Here is a 19,482-nt window from a genome sequence, read left to right as displayed (position 1 = left end):
AACGCCATATTAATGCTTTGTGAGGTCCCTTTCCAGTCTTTTGCGACCTTTACACTAACTTTGTAGCAATTGCTTCGATGACAGTAAGTGCTAACTTATCTTTTTTCATAAGCGCAATGCTTTGTGTGCTGTCATGACTAAATAAGGTCAGGGCATTATTATCGCTGTTAAACCCTTGCCCTTGTACCGACACATCATTAGCGCAAATCATATCTAGTTTTTTATTCTTTAATTTACCCTGTGCATAGGTGGCGACATCTTGTGTTTCCGCAGCAAAACCAACAGTAAACGGCCTATTCTCACTCAGCGCAGCAACATCAGCAATAATATCCGGGTTTTTCACTAGTGTGAGGGTGAGTTCATCGCCTTGCTTTTTCATTTTCTGCTCGGCGATATCAGCAGCACGATAATCGGCCACGGCAGCGCAGCCAATGAAAATATCGGAGCTTGGCGCCAAAGCAAGTGCTTGTTGGTGCATTTGTTGTGCGCTTTGCACATCAATGCGCGTGACTCCCACAGGCGTTGGTAAATTAACCGGGCCGGAAATAAGATTCACTGTCGCTCCCATTGCCACGCCTGCAGCGGCTAAGGCATAGCCCATTTTGCCTGAGCTGTGATTAGAGATATAACGCACAGGGTCGAGCGCTTCACGGGTAGGGCCGGCGGTGATGGTGAGGGTTTTCCCCGCTAATAATGGCTGTACTGTAGGAGTGCACACTAACTCAACAAGCTCGTTGGGCTCTAGCATACGCCCGGCTCCTACGTCGCCACAGGCTTGTTCGCCCGCACCTGGGCCCCAAATGGCAATGTCTCGCTGTGCTAAGGTGGCTAAGTTTGCTTGCGTTGCCGCATGAGCATACATTTGCTGGTTCATAGCGGGAGCGATAGCAACTTTAGCTGGGGTGGCCAGCAATAAGGTTGTGAGTAGGTCATCGGCAATACCGGCCGCCATTTTGGCAATGATATTGGCTGTAGCAGGGGCGACGAGAATCAAGTTGGCCCATTTGGCAAACTCAATATGGCCCATTGCCGCTTCGGCCTGAGGATCGAGCAGTGAATCAGAAACAATTTCTCCTGATACTGCTTGCATCGTGAGCGGGGTGATAAAATGCTTAGCGCTGTCGGTCATAACCACTTTGACCTCACAACCGCGCTCTTTCAGCCGTCGGGTTAGCTCTGCACATTTGTATGCGGCGATGCCGCCACTGATCCCAAGGACCACCTTTTTATTTTGCATAACAATAGACAATATCGCTTGTGTGACTGCTTAGAAGATACCAGATGTGCCGCTATTGCACTATAGTTGAGGAAGGTTCATAAGCGCAAAAGCGAAGGAATGCCCATGCGACTCACTGACTTGCCAGCCCAACAACGGCCTAGGGAGAAATTACTTACTCAGGGTGCCGGGGCGCTGAGTGATGCCGAGTTACTCGCTATCTTTTTTAGAACGGGCATTGCCGGTTGCAATGCTATTGACTTAGCCCAGCAGATACTCAGTCAAAGCCAAGGGCTGCATACTTTGTTAGCTGCTGAGCACGACCATTTCTGCCGTTTTAAAGGTATGGGCACTGCGAAGTATACGCAATTGCAGGCGGCAATTGAGTTGGCGCGGCGATATTTACAAACAAGTTTGGAACGAGAGCTCAGCTTTGACTCACCACAAGCGGTGCAGATTATCTCAAGTTAGAATTAAAAGGGCTGCAACGGGAAGTCTTTTTAGTGTTGTTTGTTGATGCCCAACACCGTTTAATAAGCACAGAAACGCTGTTTCAAGGCACCATAGATGCGGCGTCGGTATACCCCAGAGAAGTGGTCAAAGCAGCACTCAAGCATAATGCCGCTGCCGTTATTTTTGCGCATAATCATCCCAGCGGTATCGCCGAGCCGAGCCAGGCCGATGAAGTCATTACCCGCAAACTAATTCAAGCTCTTGGTTTAGTGGATATTCGTGTGCTCGATCATTTAGTGATAGGCGGTTGCCACGCAGTCTCTTTTGCCGAGCGTGGCCTACTGTAGCTATTTGTGCAATTTAAATGCAGTTTTTGCTTTCCCTTTGCTGCGTTGATCTTTATAATTAGCCGCTATCAAATTTACATATGAGCTGATTCTGAGATCAGGTTTCTTGATCTTTGCCTGTCTATGCTGTATAAAGAGCGCCCTTCGATTTATCCCGGGGCAGTATACAAAAAGGCCGTAAGGGAAAATTAAGCTCGAGCGAAGTTATTGGAGATAAATAGACATGTCTAAAGTCTGTCAAGTTACAGGTAAGCGCCCAGTGGTAGGTAACCACCGCTCACACGCGCGCAACGCGACTAAGCGTCGTTTCCTACCTAACCTACAAACTCACCGTTTTTGGGTTGAAAGCGAAAAACGCTTTGTATCACTACGCACTACTACTAAAGGTATGCGTATCATCGACAAAAAAGGCATCGACGCGGTACTGACTGATATCCGTGCTCGCGGCGAAAAAGTTTAAGGAGCCTGAGTCATGCGCGATAAGATTCGTCTAGTTTCAACTGCCGGTACTGGTTTTTTCTACACTACCGACAAAAACAAGCGTAACATGCCTGAAAAAATGGAAATCAAAAAATACGATCCTAAAGCTCGTAAGCACGTGATTTTCAAAGAAGCAAAAATCAAGTAATCTGATTTTAAGCGTACGCTTCCAAATTTGAAAACCCGACTTTATGTCGGGTTTTTTGTTGGCTGTAATTGCGGATTCTTGGTCGGTGGGTTTTGCTGTGCATCTTTCACCATCGACATTTTTGGTGGCTGCAGAGCAACAACCTTCTCACCACTGGCTGGTGGATTCTCCATTTGCGCGGTAATAATACGCACTACTTTTTCGTTACCAATAATAAACAGCGGAATCGCTTCGCTATTTACTTCTTGATATTGTTGCCAGTCAAATTCATCACTTAATCGAGTCGCACTGACCTTACCGCCTTTGGCTATCAGGCTACTGAGCTTGGCATAGGAACCATTCTCGCCAAATAGAATTTGTCGAGAGAGGAAAGTAGCACTGTCTTTATTGGCTTTCGCGTGGTTTTGTGATGATTTGAGTGAGAACACTCGGTTTTCGCTAAATAGGTGGCTAAAGTATTGCACCCCTAATGCGTTGTGATGGCGGTTAGGTGACAGTGCCAACACCTTACTGATGCTTGTTAGTGGCAGATACCGCTCGGCATGTTCCGATTGCGGGTTACCATAATAGCAGGGCAAACCATCCATACGGGCCATTTTACAGTTTTCCCATGCCGGATCGGAGAGGTGTACATCGATATCTTGCTCTTTTAGGCCACAGGCTATAGCTCTGGCAACGTGGTTCGCGCCAATGATGAGTAAGGTCGAGGGAGCAGGTTGGCGGACCCCGAGCATTTTGGCTAATGGGATGGCGGTGAGGCTATTTAAAACCACAGTGACAATTATCACCGTGAAGATTAAGGGCACCATTTTATTGGCATCCACAATACCGGCATCGGCCATACTGAGCGCAAACACCGAGCCGACAGCGGCGGCAACAATACCGCGAGGCGCAATCCATGCCAGTATCAGCCGTGATTTGACGGGCAAGTCACTGCCATAAGTAGAAATTAAAATATTCAGTGGTCGAGCGACAAACAGTACAATGGCTAAAAAGATAAAGACTTGTGCATCCAGAGCCAGTAAATCTTCAAGCTTGAGGCGTGCTGCCAGCAAAATAAACAAGCTAGAGATAAGAATCATCGACAGGTCTTCTTTAAATTCAAGCACCGAATCAATTTCCAAGTCGTCTTGGTTCGCAAGCCAAATACCAAATACTGTCACCGCTAGCAGCCCAGACTCGTGACTGAGATGGTTCGAGACGGTAAAGCTGATAAGCACTAGCGCAAGAATACCAAATTTATGCAGCTCATAAGGAAGCCACTCGCGACGAATCAATTGCGTTGTTAACCATCCTGCGGCAGCACCGAGCGAAAAGCCCACACTCAGCGTGGTGACCAATGCCCCTAAGGTGTGACTAAACACATCGCTTTGCCCCACTAACATCACCGCCTCGAACACTAACACAGCGAAGAGCGCACCGATGGGGTCAATCACAATGCCTTCCCAGCGTAGCACTCGGTCAATGTCTTGAGTGGGGCGCATGGCGTTAAGTAGAGGCGCGATAACCGTGGGCCCGGTAACGACCAATACTGCGCCTAGCACTGCAGCGACACGCCAATCGAGCTCAAGCAACCAATAAGCACTTAAGCTGACGACTAGGCAGGTTATGAGCATGCCTATGGAGCACAGGTTGCGTACCACCTTACCAATGCCCTTTAGCTCCCTAAAGTGGAGCGTGAGCGCGCCTTCAAAAAGAATAATCGCCACCGATAAGGACACCACTGGAAACAGTAAGTCGCCAAGGAGTTCGTCGGGCTCGAGTAACGAGGTGGTTGGCCCAAGTAATAAGCCAGTGAGTAAAAGAAATAAAATAGCGGGAACACGGAAGGCCCAAGCGAGCCATTGTGCAATAACACTACATAAAGCAATTCCTGCAATATAAATTGCTGACATAAAGACCCTTATTATCTGTCCATGAAAACTCAGTATGAGATAAGCAGAGCGTGATGACAACGTTTTGCTACATCAGTCAAACACGCATAACTACCCACCTTTTAACGTGTGATACAGCGAAGCTGATTACTCTTTAAGTAAAAAAGAGCCTTAGATCACTAAAAATTCATAATAGGTCAAAATTTTATGTATTCATCGCTAGAGTGCATTTTTACGCGCTTAGGGGCTATTTCAATGCGCTATAAATAGCATGAATACTGGCTATGGCTAAGTTTTGACCTTGATTTTTATATCTAAATCCGCATAATAACGTTCGTAGACAAATTATTAGAGTGCTAATTAATTGTGGTTTTTAGCCTGCCTCGTCGTATGCAACCGCTGTTATCACAGCGTAAACCACAACTGTTAGTGCTTTCCTTTTAATTGGTTTTGGAACAGCTTGATGCCTGTGCTTGTTAGCGTTGGGTAGGTAAAGCCGTAAGCAAAATTTAGCGTCGCCCCAGTTGTTATTTCGCGACGCTTTTTATTGCCCAAAACAAAGTCCACCTAGGGTGGCCAAACAGGATAAGGAATGCATTTTTATACATATCTCTCTCTCGCATTGTATTTTTTAGCCATGCTTGGCATCGGCTTGTTCGCTTATCGCAATTCCACAAGTGATATTTCTGGCTACATTCTCGGTGGCCGTCAAGTGAGCCCTCATGTGACTGCCTTGTCTGCAGGAGCATCGGATATGAGTGGTTGGATGCTAATGGGTTTGCCAGGCGCCATGTTCTTAACTGGTTTCGACACCGTATGGATTGCCTTGGGTTTGGTTTTAGGTGCACTGGCCAATTATTTATTAGTTGCACCACGCCTGCGGGTGTACACAGAAATGGCCGATGATGCACTGACGCTACCGGACTTCTTCGATAAGCGTTTTAACATGAGCAAAGGGCCGATTCGCGTGATTTCAGCGGCAGTGATCATCTTGTTCTTTACGCTCTATACCTCGGCAGGGTTAGTTGCAGGTGGGAAGCTGTTTGAATCGGCATTCGGTTTAAGCTACCACCTTGGCTTAATTATTACCGTTTCGGTGGTTGTGGCCTACACTTTATTAGGTGGCTTTTTGGCTGTGAGCATGACCGACTTTGTACAGGGCTGCATTATGTTTGTGGCGTTAATACTCGTGCCGATTGTGGCTTACATGCAGTTCAATGGCAGTGCCGATATGCTTAATTTTGCGCAGCAATCGATTCCAAGTTTTAGTGAATCTTGGCAGAGCATCACCTTGCTGGGCATAGTATCAAGCTTGGCTTGGGGATTAGGTTATTTTGGCCAGCCTCATATTATTGTGCGCTTTATGGCGATTCGTTCGGTAAAAGATATTAAAACGGCACGTAATATTGGTATGAGCTGGATGACAGTCACCATTTTAGGTTCGCTAGGAACAGGCTTAGTTGGGGTTGCTTATGCCAACAAATTTGGTTTGCAAGTGGCTGACCCAGAGACAATTTTCGTTATTTTCTCGGAAATTTTGTTCCACCCTCTGATTAGCGGCTTTTTACTCGCCGCGATTTTGGCGGCGATCATGAGCACCATCTCATCACAGCTGTTGGTGTCATCAAGCTCGCTGACCGAGGACGTATACCGTGCTTTTTCAAAAACTGAGGTAGAGCAAAAAACCTTAGTAAAAATCGGCCGGATAGGGGTTTTCGCCGTGGCACTCGTTGCTACCTTACTGGCACTGGACAAATCTAATAGCATTTTGTCATTGGTCAGTAATGCCTGGGCTGGTTTCGGTGCCGCATTTGGCCCATTAGTATTATTTAGCCTGTGTTGGTCGAAAATAACCCATCAAGGCGCGCTCGCTGGAATCGTTGTCGGCGCAGCAACTGTTTTATTCTGGATATTTGCACCAGTGCTTAGTGACGGGGGCACGCTAAGCAGTGTTATTTACGAAATTGTTCCCGGATTTATCGCAAGTTCACTTGCAATCGTTGTGGTGAGTAAGCTTTCTCAGGCACCTTCAGCCGAGGTGAAAGAAACTTTTCATGCAACTGAGCAAAAACTTGAGCAACTTAGCTAAAGCTAGTAAGGAAAGTAATCGCAATGCAAAATTTTAAATGGCAACGCATCGTACTCAAAGTAGGCAGTGCCTTAATTGCACCCGAGCAAAATGGCTGTAGTTCACGCTATTTACTCACCATAGCTCAGTTTATTGTTCGTTGCCGCGCCCAAGGTATTGAAGTTATTTTGGTGTCATCAGGCTCTGTGGCTGCGGGCTCACACTTATTCCCAGAGGATAAGCCGCGCTCTGTAGCACTTAAAAAAGCAATGGCAGCCGCTGGGCAAATGGAGATGATGGCAACATGGGATCGCTTTTTTGATTTCCCATCAGCACAGATTCTGCTAACGCACGGTGATTTACGTGACCGTGAGCGTTACACCAGTGTACGCGACACCATTTTTACCTTGCTTGATCACGGTGTTCTTCCTGTCATCAACGAAAATGACACGGTGACCACTGATGATTTGAAAGTAGGTGATAACGACAATTTATCAGCTATGGTAGCAGCGGCCGCTGATGCTGACGCATTAATGATTTTCTCAGATGTGGACGGCCTTTATGACAAGAATCCTAACTTGCATACCGACGCTGTGCTGTTACCTGAGATCAGTGAAATTGATGAATCTATTTACGCCATGGCTGGGTGTGCTACCAGTGCGGTAGGCACCGGCGGCATGAAAACCAAAATCGAGGCGGCAGAAAAAGCCACTTCCCATGGTATTACTACATTTATTCTAAATGGCTTTAAAGAGCAGACCTTTAACTTGTTGTTAGAAGGTAAAAACCCGGGCACTATCTTCTTGCCGTATGAAAAACCAATGCAAGAGGCAGTCCATTGGCGTACACATACCGCCAGTGAGCAGGGTGAGGTGATTGTTGAAGGTGACTTCAGCGAGCCATTAGATGAAAACGCCGAGCAGATTAACCCGCAAGGCATTATCGAGGTTCGGGGCGAGTTCTCCGTTGGCGACACTATTTTGGTGCGCAGCGACGACGGCACTAAGCTGGCTAAGGCACGAGCAAACTACAGTAGCTGTTTGCTGAACTTTATTGCCGAGAATGAAACCAGTGAGTTTAGCGATGAAGCACAAGATTCCATCGGCCCGATTATTTCAGACGAAGACATTGCAGTATTGGAGAAATCATGAGTTTAGTTAAGGATATTTCAGCTCAAGCAGCAAAAGCCGCTAAGGTGCTTGCTCTGCTTGATACAGAGAGTAAAAACAACGTACTTAAAGAAATGGCTGAGGCACTGCGTGCCAACAAAGAGCATATTAAGGCGGAAAACGAATCAGATCTTGCCAATGCGCGAGACAACAACTTAGCTGCAGCCATGGTCGACCGTTTGACGCTGACCGATGAGCGTATTGAAGATATGGCCGTGGGCATTGAAACCATTGCCGATCTCGATGACCCAGTAGGTCAGTTGCGTTCATTGGGTGAGCGCCCCAATGGTATCAAAATCAATAAAATGCGAGTGCCTCTTGGGGTGATCTGCATGATTTATGAAGCCCGTCCAAACGTAACAGCGGATGCTGGCGCACTGTGCTTCAAATCAGGTAATGCGGTTATTTTGCGTGGTGGTAAAGAGGCGCTAGCCTCAAGTAAAGCCATTGCCAGTGTACTGCACAGTGTGCTTGAGAAACACAACTTGCCAACGGCGCTTATCTCGGTGATCCCAGACCCAGACCGTGGCCTGTTGATGGATCTTATGCAGCAGCGTGACACCATTGACTTGATTATCCCTCGCGGTGGCGAAGGACTGATTAATTTTGTGACTGAAAACAGTACCGTACCGGTTATTCAGCACTTTAAAGGAGTGTGTCACCTGTATGTTGATAAAGATGCAGACCTTGATGTGGCGATGAACCTGTTGCTGAACGGTAAGACTCAACGTACCGGTGTATGTAACGCGCTAGAGGGCTTGGTTGTGCACCAAGAGGTGGCAGAGGCATTTTTAGCTCGTGCGGCAAAAGAGCTTGAAGCAAAAGGTGTACGTGTTAATGCTGATGCTCAAGCAGCGAAATTCTTCAGCAATGCGAATGTCATTGGCGATGATGAATTTGGTGAAGAGTACCTTGATCTTGAAATCGCGGTACGTATCGTTGCTGACTTTGATGCAGCAGTGGCGCATATTGACCGCTTTGGTAGCTTCCACACTGAAGTTATTTGTACCAAAGACGAGCAAACCGCCAACTTGTTCCAGCGCAGTGTTGATGCGTCGGTGGTGATGGTAAATGCCTCTTCACGCTTCTCTGATGGTTCGCAGCTAGGTCTAGGCGCTGAAATCGGCATCGCAACGACTAAGTTGCACGCTTACGGGCCTATGGGCCTAGAGTCACTGACCACAGAAAAATACTTAGTGAATGGTGAAGGACAAATTCGTAGCTAATCACGACTAAGGTTTACAAAGCCCAGCTTAGTGCTGGGCTTTTTTGTGCTCTAAAGGTTATTTTACGAAGCGCTCTAGCTCGCTTTGAGTGGTGCGGGTTAGGTGCTCTGAGCGCGCGCATTGCTCTGCGGCTTGGTCTATTTGCGCTTTCGCGTCTTCACCTAAGGTTTTAATTTGCTCCACCGATTGCTGAGTATTGGCCTGGGTTTGCTCCAGTTCATGCACTGCTGCGACAATATCCTGCAATTGTTGTTGGTTTTTCTCAAAGTCTTGCACTAGTTCACTAAAGCCTGAAGCCGTGTTACCGATTGCTTGTTCAGCGCTTGAAGAGTGCTCAATAAGTTGCTCTGATTCTTGGTTAGTATCGCTTACCAAAGTGCCCATCTTATTAATAAAGTCGCTAATTTGCTGGGTCGCATCACTGACTTTAAGTGACAGTGAACGTACCTCATCAGCAACGACAGCAAAACCTCTGCCTGCTTCACCGGCGCGAGCAGCTTCAATGGCCGCATTAAGGGCGAGCAGGTTAGTTTGATCGGCAAACCCTTCGACCATTTGCAAAATACTGCGAATGTTCTCTGAGTTTTCTTTCAAGCCTGCAACAGTGTCGGCAAATCGCCCTAATAGCTGCGTGATCTTATGAATTTGCGATACTAATTGGCTAAGCTCTTCAGATGAAGAGCGTACAAAGGTGAGGTTCTCACTGTTGTCGCTGAACACCGCATCAGTATTGGCGACGATTTGCTCTAGGCTATGCGTGACTTGCGTGGTGCTCGCTGCAATCTCACTACTAAATTGTAATTGTCGAGCTCCCAATTCAGCTGTGTTTTGCATGGATAAATTGACCTGCTGATTGCTATCAGCAGCTTGGGCTGCACCTTCATAGGTAGTGTTTAAAAGGGCGCTTAAATGGTGTACGAACTTATTATATTGCTCTGATAAGTCACGAAATTCATCATACGTGAATTGGGGTAATCGCGCGTTTAAGTTGGCATCCTGTTGATTGACTTGCTCTAACGTATCGCGCATCGCTTGCACAGGGCGCACGATTAAATGGCGCATATAGAACACCGTAAAAATAAAACCACCGACGACTAATAGCGAGATCACCGCAAACAGCGCCAAACCTTGTTCTTGGGCGCTCAGTTCGCGGTACAGCCAAACTAAAGTAAGTAACTGTAAAGCAAACAAAAAGCTAAGGTTGCCAACAATTTTACGAGTTAGCGTATAAAAAAATGTTTCTTCAATATAATTGTACATGCGCATAAACCAACTCATTGATGAGGGCTCCGTTTGCCTGAGTAGACGTCAATGTATACATGCTCAGTATTGTATAAAGCAAAAGATTTTCAAGTGTTTAGCGATGAAGTAAGCGCCTAGCTAGGCATCATTCGCTAAAATCATCTTAGTATTGCACGGGTAATTGGTGAAAATACCATCCACTCCCAGTGCTCGCATATCAAGAATATCTTCTTTCTTATCTACAGTATAAGCATAGACCTCGAGCCCGCGCTGTTTCGCATCGGCGACAAACTCGTGGTTTACGAAGTTTTTGTCTAAGTGCAAGCTATACGCATGCAAGCGTTGAGCAAACTCAGCATAGTTGAGCGGGATAGAGGAAGTCAGCGCTCCAATTTTCACCCAAGGTAGATGTTGCTTCAACCATACGAGTTGATGGTGATCAAAAGAAGAGACAATAAGCTGCTCTCGCTGTAATAAACCCTGTTGTACATTGTGCTCAAGGGTAGCAACGAGCTTATCGAGTGAGAATGTGTGTTTAAGTTCTAGGTTCAGTAGGGTCTTATTCCCTATCCAGTCGATCATGTCTTGCAGCCCCGGCACGCGCTGCCCTTGGCCGGCATCATAACGTTGAATTTCTGCTAAAGGGGTTTTATTGACCTTGCCTTGACCTGAGGTGGTTCTATCAAGCCAGGTATCATGAATGATGACATAGTCATCAAGGCAGCTTTGTAGGTCGACTTCTATACCATCGACGCCCACAGAAAGGGCACTTTCTATGGCGATTTGCGTATTTTCCGGGTAGTTACCGCTGGCACCGCGATGAGCAAATACTTTCATTTCTTATCAGTCCGTCTAGCAGGGTCATTGCTATCTTTGTTGATGGCAACCAATTTATCAAGGGCATCTATCGCGATTGTCGAGATACTGACCAAGTCTCAAAGAATGCAGCACTGACAACCAGCATACCGCCTATCAGCGTGGCGATGTCTGGGCGCTCTCGCAATAAAATAAAGGCCAAAATGGTGGCATAGAGGGGTTGTAAGCAAGAGATAAGCCCAGCCGTTGTTGCACTGAGTTGGCGCAATGAGGCGGCAAACAATGCATGGGGAGTGGCTGTAAATACTATGGCGACCAAAAACAGCAGAGCAATATCACGCTGTGTAACGGCCATGGGGGGAACCTCAACAAAGGCACACAGCATTATACTGGCGACCAAGGTTTGATAAAACATGGTTTGCGGGCCGCCATAGTGGTTGAAGTACTGGCGCTGCAAAATATTACGAAGGGCAAAGCATAATGCAGAAAACACTCCGGTCGCTATGCCCAAAGTGACATCATTTCCCAGTGTTGCTTCTGGTATGAGTAAGTAAATTCCGACACTGACGGCAATGGCACTGATCATGTCCTTAAGCTTGGGCAAAGCGCGATGAAAAAGCGGTTCAATCATAACGGTTAGAACCGGATAACTAAAAAACGCGATAATGCCGATGGTGATCCCCGCTAGCTGCATTCCAGCAAAATAGGTTACCCAGTGCACGCCAACGATGGCACCAAGTGCCAGTGCAATAAGGTAGTCTTTGGTGCTTCTTAGGGCGATGGGCTGGCGCATTGCACCGAGCATGATAACTAAGGCAAGGGCTGCGATTGCGGTGCGATATACGGTGATATCTAACGCTGGCAGGTGAATTAACTTGGCGAATAAGGCGGTGCCACCAAACAGTAGAACCGCTGTATGCAAAAAGAATAAGCTTTGTTTGTGAGAGCTCATAGCGCGTCAAAGGCTGTTTTTTTGCCAGCATACCATGAGCTATATAACAAAGCAGGTGCTGACAAATGTCATCTGCTATTGATGACAAAGGTGACTGCGCAGCGGATGGTAAATAAGCAATGATAAAGATGTCCAAACAACAGGAGAGACATCATGAAAATAACCATTATCGCTTTGGCACTTACCAGCGCCGTGACCACCTCGACCTTTGCCAGCTCAACCGATGTGCAACACATTGAGCAAGCAGCAGCCACTCTAGATATACAAGAGCTACGCTTACATAGTCAATCAGCTCAGGGTTATGAGCAAGGCTTGGCCTATTACCGATTGAGTATGAGTCAGTACTTGCAAGCACAACAGCAGGCGGCGCAGCAAAGCCTGGAGATGGCGCAGCAGAGCTTAGAACAACTTCTAGCTGAGCCTTTGTCAGATACCGAATTAGGTGAGGCCAAAGCTTTGCTAGCCCAAGTGTATGGCTTCAAAATCACCTTTAACCCTCTCAAAGGGGCGTACTACGGGCCTAAAGCTGGTAATTTATTGTCCCAAGCAGAGCGTCTTGCACCTAATAGTCCGCGTGTACACCTTATAAAAGGTGTTAGTGCTTATAACACCCCGTCCATGTTTGGCGGTTCAAAACAACAGGCCTTGCGTGATTTTAATAAAGCAGTGTTATTGTTCTCTCAGCAACAGGACACTCGCTATGGGTGGGGAGAGGCAGAGACCTACACATGGCGTGGGCTAACACAAAAAGAGCTTGGCCATGGCGAGAAAGCTTTAGCCGACTGGCAGCAGGCGCTGCAAGTGAACCCTGATTATGGCTGGGCGAAAATGCTCATCGCTAAAAATCAGTAAATTATAAGCACAAGCCCATCAGCGCGGTGGTATTGATAACCACCGCCGCTTGTTATTTACTAGCTCATACAGCGTCATGGTCGCACTATGAGTTAAAGGCCACAGGAAAACCGTTATATGCTTTACTCCTACACTATCGCACAAAACCAGAAGCCTTTTTGGAACTGGATGCCACTGATTTTCTCAAGTTTTTACTTTTTACCTTTGATCATGGCGAGCGATTATTTTTCGTCGGCACAGATCGCGTTAGCCATCGTCGCTTACATTGTTTTTGTCGGGCTATATGGCTTCGCTCTTCGGGTTAAAGGGAGCAAGCTGGTTGCCTGTGTGATTGCTATGCTGGTGCTGTGTATTGCAGCAACGGCTATCACCCCTGGAAGCCAGGCATTATTTGGTTTTATCGCGTTTTTATGTGGTTTTCACTTTATTGGTTGGCAAGGCAAAGCTGCGTTAGTGATTATTTTACTGGGCGCGACCCTAAGTGGTGTGGTTTTTGCCCCGGTGCAGCTCGGTTATTACTTGCTTCCGGCGGTGGTAGTCAGTATTGGTATTTTCTTTTTTGGTGTCTTTGAGCGCCGCGAGCGTCAGCATGCACGAGCTAAAGCGCGCAGCGAGCAACAAATTGAGCATATTGGCGCGGTGGCTGAGCGTGAGCGTATCGCTCGTGACCTCCATGACTTACTCGGGCATTCGCTATCAAGTATTGCCTTAAAATCAGAGCTCGCGCAAAAAATGCTTGATGCCAAAGAAAGTGAGCGAGCCCGCGTCGAGATAAACGAGGTAAGTCAGTTGGCTCGGGACTTACTCAGTGAAGTGCGCCAGGCGGTGGCGGGGATGAAGCAAATGGGCCTGGGTGGCGTGTTAGAGACCATTACTAAAAATTTGCAAAGCCAGAACATTCAATGCCATGTTGGGCCGGTGCCACGCTTGCCGAGCACAATTGAGAGTGCACTGTGCTTTATCTGCAAAGAAGCGGCAACCAATGTGATACGCCATAGCAAGGCGACTCACTTTGGGGTTGAGTTCAAAGAGACTGATAGCTATTGGCAAGTGAGTATGTTTGATAATGGCAAAGAGGCGAACGTCTCTTTTGGCAATGGACTTAAGGGCATTCAAACACGCTGTGAGCAGTTAGGTGGTGAACTCGATATCAACACTGAGCAAGGCGTACGTTTAACATGCACATTTTTAAAATAAGGGGGCGGCGATGATACGCGTTGTTGTTATAGAAGACCAAGCGCTAGTGCGTAATGCCATTGTTGCTTTACTAAATTTAGACCCTTTTATTGAAGTGGTTGGTGAAGCCAGTGACGGCCATTCAGCGCTCACATTATTGACTGAAGTACGGGCTGATTTACTACTCAGCGATATCGAAATGCCCAATATGAGTGGCTTGGAGCTGGCCGAGCAAGTCACCCATGAAGGTATACAAATCGTGATTATGACAACATTTTCTAAATCTGGTTATATTCGCCGCGCACTGGATGCGGGTGTACGCGGATTTATTCTCAAAGAAGCGTCCAGTGATTATCTAATCGATGCATTAAAGAAAGTCCATCAAGGGCAAAAGGTTATCGACCCAGAGTTGGCATTGTTAGCGCTGGAGGATAATAACCCCCTAAGTCGTAAAGAGAGTGCCGCACTTAAGCTCACCGAAGAAGGGCTAAAAACCAGTGATATCGCCGCGCGGCTCTATTTAAGCGAAGGCACGGTACGTAATTATCTCAGTGAAGCCATTAGTAAGTTAAATGCCTCCAATCGCAGTGATGCAGCGCGTATCGCCAGGCAAAAAGGGTGGTTGTGATAAAAATTGTATATACCACTTGTTTTCCCCATTTCTTTAAAGTGCTTTTCACTAGTCGATAATCATCATCTGCTCTTTCAGAGTGATGGCTTTTGATGTTGTTTTTATGTTTTTATGTTTTTAAGTTGTTAATTATTTATTTTGTTAATTGTTGTTTTTTAAATATTAACAGCTTTTTAACTAGGTTGAAAATTAACTTCTAAAACGTTACCTTTCCCAGTTGGTATTTTCTTGAATAGAAGTGAAGTTTTGAAGTATAGACCTGAAATAGATGGCCTGAGGGCTATTTCCGTCATGTCCGTAATTATATATCATGCTGGGGTTTCCGCTATTAGTGGGGGCTTCATTGGTGTTGATGTTTTTTTTGTTATTAGTGGTTTCTTAATTACTTCAATAATAATGAGAGAGTTGGATGATGGCAGCTTCTCCTTATATAGCTTCTATGAAAGACGAGCGAAGAGAATTCTTCCTCCTCTTTTTATTACGATATTAATTACCCTTCCACTAGCTTTTTTCTTTTTAATACCGTCGCAAATAAAGGATGTGGGACAAAGTATTGTTGCAGTTAGCTTTTTCCTATCTAACTATTTCTTTTATTTAGAAACGGACTACTTCAACCAATTCAACAATAATGCTCCGCTATTGCATACATGGAGCTTAGCAGTTGAAGAGCAGTTTTATCTAATTTTCCCCTTACTGATGATCATGCTATCCAAGTCAAGGCGTATGATTATTACTTCCTTTTTTCTAATTGCTGCATTCAGTCTTTATTTCGCACACTCAGGCGCGATCACATCACCTAACCTAACATTTTACTCAATACATACGAGAGCCTGGGAATTGATCGCCGGTTCAATTTGCGCGTTTTTTATGTCTTGTAATGCATTTTCTAAATACCTTGATAGTAAACGTAATAGCAAGAACTTAGAGATTATAGCGATAGCTTGTCTAGTAATAATAATTGCCAGTTTCTTTTTCTTTGATAAAAAAACTCTACATCCTAGCCTTTTTACGCTAGTTCCAGTGCTCGCGTCAGCAATTCTCATTACTATTAGTGGTCATACATATTTCTGTAAAAAAATTCTTAGTAATACTGTTCTTGTTAAAATAGGGTTAATAAGTTACGGGTTATACTTATTTCATAACCCTCTTTTCTCCTCAATTGATATATATTTCGACAATCTGGTTGATGAGAAAATTTACTATAAGTTAATGCTTATCCTTCCTGTTTTTTTGCTATCAATTGCTTCATATTTGTATGTGGAAAAGCCAATAAGAAAGTATCGCAATATTAAGCCTTTTAGGCTAATCGCCACTTCGTCGGTATGCTTATTATTGTTTAGCTCCGTGGGTCTACTGATTCATAAAACAAATGGCTTCAGAAGTTTCTATGTAAATAAGCTAGAAAGTGCTGGTATGGAAATGCTCGTTGATGTCGAATCAGAGCGTGCTCGTATCTTGAAGCTTAGAGAGCGTTATTTTCCTAGCGATCAGCCATTCGACTGTGAGGACGGATGTTCTAAAATTCTACTACTAGGAGATTCTTTTGGTAATGATGCGTATATGTCGATGTCAACCATCGCTAGTCACTGGCAAGTTCGCTACATCTATTTAGACGACGAGTGTATGGCTGACTTCATTGCGGCAGATATGGAAGGTGAACCTGGCATAAAATGTAAGAATAAGGATGTAATTGCAGGTGAACTGCTAAAACAAGCTACAAATGTAGTTATCACAGCTAAGTGGCAGGAAAGTACATACCAAGCAGGGTTTGATTTGGCGCGATATATTGAGAGCTCTTATCAAAAGGAAGTTACTTTGGTAGGTTCAATTCTTTTTACTGACTTAGCATCTTTATCTATAAAAGCTTGGCGCTCTGATATGGATCTTCAGAAACTACCAAAAATCACATATAAGTATCAACGATGGGATCGTGTGCGTATTAGTGACAAGCTTAAAAGTGCAGTGAAGCAGCAAGGAACTATCAAGTGGATAGATAAGAAGCACTTCTTCTGTGATTATCGGAAGGAAACTTGTAACTTGTTTGATGAAAAGCGAGAGCCTCTCATTTGGGATAATGCCCATCTTACATCTAGAGCGTATGCAGCTTACGGAAAATTCTTAGCTGATGGCGTACTTTAGAGCGTTTTTCGATTCAATAACGCTAGGTTTTTGTCTGGGGCTTTACTGATATTTATATGCATTCAGAAATGAGTCGCTTTCCAAGCCATCCATCTTTAATGGGTGGCTTTTTTAGTTTTGAACGCGAGGTAAGGATACCGATCCTGGGGATGGGCTTGGATGCCAGACTATAAAAGTAATAAAAAGAAAGTAAATGGTGGAGCTAAGCAGGGTGAAAAACGCTCGAAAAAAGCACTGCTTTTTTAGTTTTGAACGCGAGGTAAGGATACCGAGCCGGGGGATGGGCTTGGATGCCAGACTAAGAAAATAATAAAACAAAGAGGAAATGGTGGAGCTAAGCAGGATCGAACTGCTGACCTCCTGCGTGCAAGGCAGGCGCTCTCCCAGCTGAGCTATAGCCCCACTAAAAAGTGGCTTGTCCGTTAAGACGTTTGGTATTTTATTAATTTTACTTTCAAGGTCAAGTACCGCATCAAAAAAAATCACGCAGACCTAAACATTATCTTTATCTGAAGCACGCACTAAGGTGCGGGCTGTCGCTTCGTGACAATACGCTCCCCAAAGCGCGGGGGCTTTGATACAGTAGGGAAAGTTAATAATAAGAATGTCTTTATCATGTATAAATTAATCACGGTGGCCTTGTTTTATTGTGCTTTAACGGCCTGTTCATCATCTTATGATGAACCCGAATATGAGGTGCAGTCACAGCAGTTTTACGGCAAAACCACAGAGCAAGGGCAGAAAATATTTGCCTATGTTATTACCGTCAAAGCCAGCCGCAGAGAAATGCTCGACCCGGATGAACCCATCACTCGCCGTGAGTTTGAACGTTATGCTGAAAAAGAGTACTTCGAAGAATCGCGGGTGCTGAAGCTGCAGCTTGAAGATCAAGGTGCCGCAGCCCTAAAAAAAGAGCTCGATGAGCGCCAGTATTGCCCCGGTGACTATGAAATAACACAAGTGCTATGGCGCGATTTAAGTGTGCAGTTGCGCGGTGAGTGCCTGTAATGAGTCGTGCTATTGCAGCGCTGGAGGCGCTTTTTACGGCTTTGGATATCACTTGTGAGAAGCTCTCTCACCCGCCCTTAGCTACGGCACAAGCGGCCGACAACATTGCCTTAGAGCGCCCCGGAGTGAGGCTAAAAAATCTATTTTTACGAGACAACTATGGCCGCCGGCATTTTTTACTGATCACCGCCCATGACGCGCAGGTGGATCTCAAAGCGCTTTCTAAAGCGCAGCAAGTATCGCGTCTTGGCTTTGCATCGAATGAGCGGTTACAGCGTTATTTAGGCGTACACCCCGGGTGTGTATCAATGCTGGCATTGATGAATGACCCTGGAAATCAGGTCGAATTATGGCTAGATGAGGCCATTTGGCAGAACACTCCACCTGGTACGCTTTATCACTGCCATCCTTTTGACAATCGTTATACTTGGCTGGTGGCCAAGCAGGACTTACTGCGTCTGTTCAGGCATTGGCAGCATCAAATGCAGGTTTTGTCGGTCCCCAAACGTTGTGGCACGGCGATGAGTAAGTAGCCACATAGACACACAAGTAGTAAACACCCTAAAAAAGCACGCTCACCGTAGGCTTGATACAACAACCCAGGAACAAACGAGCCCAATGCGCCGCCGCTGTAGTAAAAAGACACATACACTCCATTAGTGAGGCTGGCGCTGGCGCTGCTGAGGCGGTTTACTAGCGGAGCAGCGGTGGCATGAATAATAAACATCGATGCACAAAAACAGGTAAAGGCAACGAGGAAAACCGGCAAACTATGCCAAAACATCAGCGCAATGGTGGCGCTGTAGCCTAAAAATACCGTGGCCAATAAACTGAAAATATTCGCACAGCGTTTTTGCAAATAGGGAGTAACAAAGGTCGTTAACGCTCCTAATAGGTAACCGCTATAAACTAAACCAATATTTTTGGTATTGGTCATGGCGTAGGTACTGCGCAAAATAAAGGGCAAATAATTCAACAGCGCTGCAAAACAGAAAAACATACAAAAAACACTGGCGTAAAGCGTAAGTATGCGCGTATTTAACAGTGCGCTAAGGTTACCCCGCAGTGGTGTATGGGCTTGGCGTATGGGCGCCCGATGGGCGCGAATGCATGCAGCGAGTGCCAACAATAACAGTGAATTAAGCCAAAAAAAGCTTTGCCAGCTGAGGTACTCAGCGAATCCAGCTGCTAAGGCGCGACCTAAAAAGCCACCAGCAATGGTACTGCCAATATAACCACTCATTTTTTTGCTCACTTCAGCGCCTTGGTAGCGTATCGCAATACTGGCTGTCATCGCGGTGAGTGCGGCGGGCAGTGCCAAACCTTGAATTAATCGCAGCGCTTGCAACTGCCAAAATTGCTCGGTGAGTGGTACCAAGGCGTTGGTTAAGGCGAGCGTGACCATCACTACTTGGAGCACCCGGTATAAGTTGCGGCGATTGAGCATGACACCATAAAGTAAAGGAGCAATGGCCAAAGGGGCCATGGTCAGGGTCATGAGCGAGCCAGCAGTGGCGGGAGATACTTGATAATGCTGTGCGAACAGCGCCAAAAGGGGTTGTACGGCGTAAAGAATAAAAAAAGTAAAGACCGAGCAGGTCAGTAACAACCAATAAGACATAAACCCAAGTACATTAAATGAGTAGCTGCAGCGTCAGTGTATCATAAGTTCAGAGGCAAACCTT

17 protein-coding genes, 1 tRNA gene and 1 pseudogene are annotated in these 19,482 nt (G+C 45.8%); 12 read left to right on the top strand and 7 right to left on the bottom strand.

From position 1 onward, the window contains the following. Positions 1-49: 49 nt before the first annotated feature. Positions 50-1,237 (bottom strand): bifunctional phosphopantothenoylcysteine decarboxylase/phosphopantothenate--cysteine ligase CoaBC, encoded by a 1,188-nt coding sequence (gene coaBC, locus MHM93_RS05710; protein WP_239448328.1) that lies wholly within the window; start codon positions 1,235-1,237, stop codon positions 50-52. A 105-nt stretch (positions 1,238-1,342) separates the two neighbouring features. Here coaBC and radC point away from each other — a divergent pair. From radC to rpmG, 3 genes and pseudogenes are all read left to right on the top strand, one after another. Further along, positions 1,343-2,016 (top strand): annotated as a pseudogene (gene radC, locus MHM93_RS05705) (DNA repair protein RadC). Positions 2,017-2,239: 223 nt separating this feature from the next. Next, positions 2,240-2,476 carry a 50S ribosomal protein L28 gene (gene rpmB, locus MHM93_RS05700; RefSeq protein ID WP_022946035.1) on the top strand — a complete coding sequence of 79 codons (237 nt, stop codon included), beginning with the start codon at positions 2,240-2,242 and terminating at the stop codon, positions 2,474-2,476. 12 nt (positions 2,477-2,488) lie between these two features. Further along, on the top strand, positions 2,489-2,644 hold the full coding sequence (gene rpmG / locus MHM93_RS05695; RefSeq protein WP_022946036.1) for a 50S ribosomal protein L33: 156 nt from the start codon (positions 2,489-2,491) through the stop codon (positions 2,642-2,644). A gap of 41 nt (positions 2,645-2,685) precedes the next feature. Here rpmG and MHM93_RS05690 read toward each other — a convergent pair whose 3' ends face one another. Then, positions 2,686-4,539 (bottom strand): sodium:proton antiporter, encoded by a 1,854-nt coding sequence (locus MHM93_RS05690; protein WP_022946037.1) that lies wholly within the window; start codon positions 4,537-4,539, stop codon positions 2,686-2,688. Between the two features lie 571 nt (positions 4,540-5,110). Here MHM93_RS05690 and putP point away from each other — a divergent pair. The 3 genes from putP to MHM93_RS05675 are packed head-to-tail and all read left to right on the top strand — an operon-like array spanning position 5,111 to position 8,981. Continuing rightward, positions 5,111-6,607 carry a sodium/proline symporter PutP gene (putP, locus tag MHM93_RS05685; protein ID WP_045980355.1) on the top strand — a complete coding sequence of 499 codons (1,497 nt, stop codon included), beginning with the start codon at positions 5,111-5,113 and terminating at the stop codon, positions 6,605-6,607. Between the two features lie 23 nt (positions 6,608-6,630). Further along, on the top strand, positions 6,631-7,737 hold the full coding sequence (gene proB, locus MHM93_RS05680; protein ID WP_022946039.1) for a glutamate 5-kinase: 1,107 nt from the start codon (positions 6,631-6,633) through the stop codon (positions 7,735-7,737). Continuing rightward, a complete protein-coding gene (locus tag MHM93_RS05675; RefSeq protein ID WP_022946040.1) occupies positions 7,734-8,981 on the top strand; it encodes a glutamate-5-semialdehyde dehydrogenase in 1,248 nt (415 codons plus the stop codon). The genes proB and MHM93_RS05675 overlap by 4 nt, the downstream gene beginning before the upstream one ends. 57 nt (positions 8,982-9,038) lie before the next feature. Here MHM93_RS05675 and MHM93_RS05670 read toward each other — a convergent pair whose 3' ends face one another. From MHM93_RS05670 to MHM93_RS05660, 3 genes are all read right to left on the bottom strand, one after another. Next, a complete protein-coding gene (locus tag MHM93_RS05670; protein WP_239448327.1) occupies positions 9,039-10,259 on the bottom strand; it encodes a methyl-accepting chemotaxis protein in 1,221 nt (406 codons plus the stop codon). Between the two features lie 102 nt (positions 10,260-10,361). Continuing rightward, the gene (locus tag MHM93_RS05665) at positions 10,362-11,060 is read right to left on the bottom strand and encodes a glycerophosphodiester phosphodiesterase family protein (RefSeq protein ID WP_022946042.1); all 699 of its coding nucleotides are present in this window, start codon (positions 11,058-11,060) and stop codon (positions 10,362-10,364) included. 67 nt (positions 11,061-11,127) lie between these two features. Beyond that, positions 11,128-11,991, bottom strand: coding sequence for a DMT family transporter (locus MHM93_RS05660; protein ID WP_239448326.1), 864 nt, complete (start codon positions 11,989-11,991; stop codon positions 11,128-11,130). A 153-nt stretch (positions 11,992-12,144) separates the two neighbouring features. On the opposite strand from MHM93_RS05660, the gene MHM93_RS05655 reads away from it, so the two are divergent. The 4 genes from MHM93_RS05655 to MHM93_RS05640 all read left to right on the top strand — a co-directional run bounded on the left by MHM93_RS05655 (position 12,145) and on the right by MHM93_RS05640 (position 16,789). After that, a complete protein-coding gene (locus tag MHM93_RS05655) occupies positions 12,145-12,843 on the top strand; it encodes a tetratricopeptide repeat protein (protein WP_239448325.1) in 699 nt (232 codons plus the stop codon). A 117-nt stretch (positions 12,844-12,960) separates the two neighbouring features. Next, positions 12,961-14,040, top strand: coding sequence for a sensor histidine kinase (locus MHM93_RS05650; protein WP_239448324.1), 1,080 nt, complete (start codon positions 12,961-12,963; stop codon positions 14,038-14,040). A 10-nt stretch (positions 14,041-14,050) separates the two neighbouring features. Continuing rightward, positions 14,051-14,647: a response regulator transcription factor gene (locus MHM93_RS05645; RefSeq protein ID WP_239448323.1), complete on the top strand. Its 597-nt coding sequence runs from the start codon at positions 14,051-14,053 to the stop codon at positions 14,645-14,647. A 231-nt stretch (positions 14,648-14,878) separates the two neighbouring features. Further along, positions 14,879-16,789 (top strand): acyltransferase family protein, encoded by a 1,911-nt coding sequence (locus MHM93_RS05640; protein WP_239448322.1) that lies wholly within the window; start codon positions 14,879-14,881, stop codon positions 16,787-16,789. A 326-nt stretch (positions 16,790-17,115) separates the two neighbouring features. On the opposite strand, the gene MHM93_RS05635 is transcribed toward MHM93_RS05640, so the two are convergent. Continuing rightward, a tRNA-Ala gene (locus MHM93_RS05635) sits at positions 17,116-17,191 on the bottom strand. Positions 17,192-17,404: 213 nt separating this feature from the next. On the opposite strand from MHM93_RS05635, the gene MHM93_RS05630 reads away from it, so the two are divergent. Together MHM93_RS05630 and MHM93_RS05625 are read left to right on the top strand one after the other, a co-directional pair. Next, entirely contained in the window at positions 17,405-17,797 is a 393-nt protein-coding gene (locus MHM93_RS05630; RefSeq protein ID WP_053910070.1) for a hypothetical protein, read from the top strand. After that, complete coding sequence (locus MHM93_RS05625) at positions 17,797-18,330, top strand: prolyl-tRNA synthetase associated domain-containing protein (protein WP_239448321.1); 534 nt, start codon at positions 17,797-17,799, stop codon at positions 18,328-18,330. The genes MHM93_RS05630 and MHM93_RS05625 overlap by 1 nt, the downstream gene beginning before the upstream one ends. On the opposite strand, the gene MHM93_RS05620 is transcribed toward MHM93_RS05625, so the two are convergent. Beyond that, a complete protein-coding gene (locus MHM93_RS05620) occupies positions 18,276-19,418 on the bottom strand; it encodes an MFS transporter (RefSeq protein WP_239448320.1) in 1,143 nt (380 codons plus the stop codon). The two genes, MHM93_RS05625 and MHM93_RS05620, sit on opposite strands and share 55 nt — an antisense overlap. Positions 19,419-19,482 lie beyond the last annotated feature (64 nt).

This window comes from Pseudoalteromonas sp. MM17-2, assembly GCF_022347945.1.
GTDB classification, from domain to species: domain Bacteria; phylum Pseudomonadota; class Gammaproteobacteria; order Enterobacterales; family Alteromonadaceae; genus Pseudoalteromonas; species Pseudoalteromonas ruthenica.
The sequence above is the reverse complement of the archived record's forward strand: the minus strand, read 5'-3'. Positions and strand labels throughout refer to the sequence as shown.